The sequence below is a fragment of the Coprococcus intestinihominis genome, from assembly GCF_040096555.1.
Lineage (GTDB): Bacteria > Bacillota > Clostridia > Lachnospirales > Lachnospiraceae > Coprococcus_A > Coprococcus_A intestinihominis.
The window spans coordinates 1-3,050 of the sequence record NZ_JBBMEK010000332.1 but is presented as its reverse complement, the minus strand read 5'-3'; the positions used below and the strand labels follow the sequence as shown (position 1 = coordinate 3,050).

Annotated in this window: 1 protein-coding gene; it reads right to left on the bottom strand. The window is 44.4% G+C overall.

Features of this window, described 5'->3' with window-relative positions:
* A partial coding sequence (locus WMO25_RS16650; protein WP_349086277.1) for an RHS repeat-associated core domain-containing protein occupies positions 1-3,050 on the bottom strand: 3,050 nt, incomplete at both ends.

Here is a 3,050-nt window from a genome sequence, read left to right as displayed (position 1 = left end):
CCACTCTTTGAAGATGATGATGCAGATGTTCTGGATGTATTATTTTTTCTGCCGCTGTTTGCTTTTGCAATGGACATGTCATATATTCCACCTACGGCTGCTCCTAAAATAGTGTTACCCATATCTTCCAATATTGGTAATTCTACACCAAAGGCTACACTTGTCACTGCTGCCTTTGTCATGTCATTTAACGCTGCACCTAGCTTGTCTTTAATAGAACCATCCGTCGCATACGCTGTAACTGCGCCTGTAATTGCTATATTTACTATCCATGCTACTCCTTTTGATTTTATCATACCCGAAGCTGCACCTGTAAAAAATCCAGTAACCGCGCCAGTTAGCACTTCTTTAGTTGTTACTTTTCTTCCTTCAATTTCTGCAACTGCACCTGCTGTCATAACTCCTGATGCAAATCCAATAACCCCTCCGATTGCACCTTGGATAAAAATAGCTACTGGAAATGTTCCACTTTCATCCACTCTTCCGACCGGATTACCGTCACAGTAGTTATACAGGTTCTTGTCATTCAGTGTCGTTTTGCTCATGCCCAGCACTGACAGACTGTCCGCACTCATCATTCTGCCTAATTCCGGATTATAATAACGGCTTTCCAGATAATACAGTCCTGTTTCTGTGTCATAATAGTAACCGCGGTATCTGAATGGGTTATCCACACCAAGTGTTGACGCCATGGAGCCACCTGCCTTCAGAAGATTCCCCCATGTATCATAGCTGTAATCCACAACCCACTGGCCGGATGCATCACACAAGCCAATGATGTCCTGCTGACCGTTTTTGATATAATAGTAGACACTCTTTTTATAATAAATGGCTTCTATTTCACCGCCGGAATTGTAAATATAAGACTGATAACCTGAAGCATTTTTCTCTCCAAGGATCTGACTGCCATCAGTAAAATAAGTGGCTGCAACTACACCATTTACTTTCTTCTCCATACGGACACCTTCCGCATTGACCGCATAATGAATCTGAGTGCCATCTTCCTTTATCACATCCGTCAGGATACCATTGCCGCACCAACTGTATTTCCGGCCTTTGTATGCTGTCATATTACCTGCTGTGTCATAAGCAACAGCTTGTCCATCCACTGCTGTCATCTGGTCTTTCCATCCGTCTGCGTAAGCATATACCATTGTCTGTTCAAGCTGACCTTCCGGATTTTCCTGTGTACTAAGGGCATAAACCTTCTTCTGAGTCACATTGCCGCCTGCATCTCTGGTATAAATAATTGTTTTGTTTAAACGTACATTGTCCTCCCTGATCAGACGCTGCAGCGCATCATAATGATAAGTTGTTACACCAACCTCGTCCTGTATAGTTCTGATATTTCCATTATTATCATAGGTATACTGAATCTTTTTGCCATTATTCTCAACAGCTTCCATTCTGTTGACCGGCTGTCCCGCCGCATTAACAGCATATCTGTAAGTCGTTTTAAACGCACCGCTGCTTCTGTCTGAGATATACCTGCGGCCATAAGCATCATAGGTTCTTGACACAACCGCACTGCCCGCCTGAAGTTTTGTCTCCCTGTCATCCTTATCAAATGTATACACGGTTGTCTGCTTATTACCATCACACAATGTTGTCACACTGTCTACATTACCATTCGCATCATAATGATACAATCGTTCTTCGCCGGTATTCGAAACAGCTTTTCCCATACGGCCAAGCAAATCATATTCATATGTCCAGATACAGGATTTGTCGCCTTCCAGTTCCCTTCTGCATATCTGTCCATGCTTGTCATAAATGAGTCTGCATGTATATATCACACTGCCGTCCTTTAATGCTTCCATTTTCTGAAGACGGTCCAGGGTATCATACTCATATCGGATTGAAAATCCATTTGCATAAGATGTACTGCGCAGCAGTCCGTTTTTACTGTCATATGTATGGCTCACAGCCTGTGTACCCGCAATCTTCACCGCTGTCTCTTTGCCGAATCCATCATACAAAAGCTCATATACAAAACCGTTATGCTCAATCTGCGTCATTCGGTCATTCTTATAGGTATATGCCACAGAAATCTTCTGTTCTTTATCGTTGATATCCGCAGAAGATGTCACTTTTGTCACCCTGTTGCATGCATCATAGGTATAATCTGTCCGGTTTCCTTCACCATCTGTTACAGACGTCATCCATCCCTTTGCCGTATCCCAGCCATAAGATGTACTGTTTCCATCTTCATCACAAAGTTTGGATATGTAACTGCCATCTTTTGTATACTCCGCAGTCGCTGTAATGGCTTTTGCTGCGTTGGATGGATCTACAACTTTTGCTGAAGATATTCCGCCCTGACTGTTATATACAAATGCATATTTCATATTCATTGCAGACTTTGCGCCTGTCAGCCTGTGTTTATCATCGTGCGTATACTCAAAATGATTGCCCTTAATATCAATCAGTTTTGCAATGTTTCCGGCGGCATCATACTCAAAGCTGCTGTTCTTCTTCGCCTGGTCTGTCACCTTCACCACGTTGCCCTTGTCATCATAGGCAAAGCTTGTGCCATATTCTTCTTTATAAAGGCCAAGGCCCGTAAAGTAGGCATTGTTGCTGTTGCTGCCGTATGTGAAGCCGATATCCACACGTACATAGTCATGTCTGGCCACAAAGGCGGTGTTCATGAACTGCCATTCACTGCAGTCTGCCCCGAATTCCGCATAGTGGATGTCATTCCTGTCATTGGTATCACTGGATATGAAGTTGATATGGAGGCCGAAATGGCGGTTCTTCCTGCTGTTTAAGCTGTTGCCTGCATGGGGATCGCTTTCAAAGAACTTCTCTTTCAGGCTCACGCTGTCGGCATAGCCCCAGCCGCAGGCCATGAAGCAGTCGCCCTTTTTGCCGGAGATGGCCAGCGGCTGATAGCAGCGCTTGTTGTTCTTCTCATCCCCTGTGATCTTTAAAACGCTGTCCCCTGTCGGGCCGTTTCCGCCCGGTACTTTTTCCTGCTGTCCCATCCGGATCTCTGCAGGAACATCTGTAGATGAAACCGTCACAAGATCAGACAGCACATAACCGGT